Below are 1,075 nucleotides of genomic sequence, written 5' to 3' on the forward strand. Positions count from 1 at the left end.
TTTTCGGGTTAGTCAAATGAACAAATTGAATGGGTGAACCGCTCAATTCACGTTTCAGTTGAAGATATTTTTGTCGTCGTTTGGCGTAGTTTTTAATAGACCATAATACGATGGAGTCTTTTGTGAACAGTCGATACAGACTTTCTCTGTTACCAGTCCCTTCCCACAGCTCTTGCTCTGTGTAAATACGAGTGAGTGCACGTTTGATCGCTCGGTAAAACGTCACCGTTCTTGAATAGTCCAACCAAATGATCGTGTCGACGTCTTGCCACTTTATGCTTTCAGTTCGAGAATAGTTTCCATCCAAAACCCATTCGCTTTGCGTGAGGGCCGTTTTTAAGTTGCTGAAAAACTCATGGTCAGTGCTTTCTTGCCAGCCCGCTTTCCAAAACAATTTGTCCATTTCGATATGTGTAACGTCGAGCTTCTGAGCTAAGGCTTTTGCGAAAGTAGACTTACCACTGCCGCTACTACCAATGACATTTATCCTTTTCATATAACACCCTCCATGGCGCTGGAAACAAACTGACGAAGAACGCTGCAGTTAGTCAAACTACGGCTTATTTTTACAGGTCGGTGATAGTAGTGTTTTGTATGATTGATAAGAAATTCAAACGCCAAACATGTGAACTATGACCCATATTAAATTTGATTTATTGCGCTTAACGCTGCCCCAATTCTCGAGTAAATTGAGTCTCCGTAGGCAACAACATCGCGAGTTTTTACACTGTAAACTGATTTATCAAGAACAGAATGTTTGATTTATCGTGTTTATTTTCTATGTAAACTCGATCCAATTACGCATCGAATTAACTTTGTGCATATCAAAAGTTTGCACAACATAGACAATGGCGTGATCTCATCACCACTATAATACGACCCGATATGAATAGAGGTGATGGTTATGATGTTAAAAACAGTGTCGACTTGTGCAATTTTGGGTTTACTTGTTGGTTGCCAACCAAAAAACCAAGAAGAGACGACACATGTAACAGCCTCGGCAGATGTATGTAATACACAGGGAAACATGCCAGGTGGGTGGAACGAATTTGATGCTACCCCTGATGCACAAAAG

Annotated in this window: 1 protein-coding gene and 1 pseudogene; one reads left to right on the forward strand and one right to left on the reverse strand. The window is 40.8% G+C overall.

Annotated features, from left to right (window positions below; translation table 11 throughout):
• A partial coding sequence (locus R7P67_RS26200; protein ID WP_318086504.1) for a shikimate kinase occupies positions 1-496 on the reverse strand: 496 nt, incomplete at its 3' end.
• A gap of 408 nt (positions 497-904) precedes the next feature.
• Here R7P67_RS26200 and R7P67_RS26205 point away from each other — a divergent pair.
• Positions 905-1,075: pseudogene (locus tag R7P67_RS26205) on the forward strand (pyruvate dehydrogenase); the annotation flags it as partial.

This window comes from Vibrio sp. Vb0937 (assembly GCF_033338855.1).